Raw genomic sequence first — 334 nt, forward strand, 5'->3', positions numbered from 1 at the left:
AAATAGCCCTGTCGGCCCAGTGGCTGGAGCGCTTCGCCACCCGGTTCGGCGCTCCGCCGCACCAGTGGCACAGCGACTTGTCCGGCGCCCAGCGGCGGGCGACATGGCGAGATGTCGCGACCGGGGCGGCCCGAGTCGTGGTGGGGGCTCGTTCCGCCCTGTTCCTGCCCTATCCCGACCTTGGCCTGATCCTGATCGACGAGGAACACGATCCCTCGTTCAAGCAGGAAGACGGGGTGATCTACAACGCGCGCGACATGGCGGTCGCCCGTGCCCATCTGGGCGCCATCCCCATCGTGCTCGTGTCGGCGACTCCGTCTCTCGAATCGTCGAT

Annotated in this window: 1 pseudogene; it reads left to right on the forward strand. The window is 67.7% G+C overall.

What is annotated here, in order from left to right:
* A pseudogene (locus AC5JJ6_RS32595) lies at nt 1–334 on the forward strand (primosomal protein N'); the annotation flags it as partial.

The organism is Skermanella sp. (genome assembly GCF_059503625.1).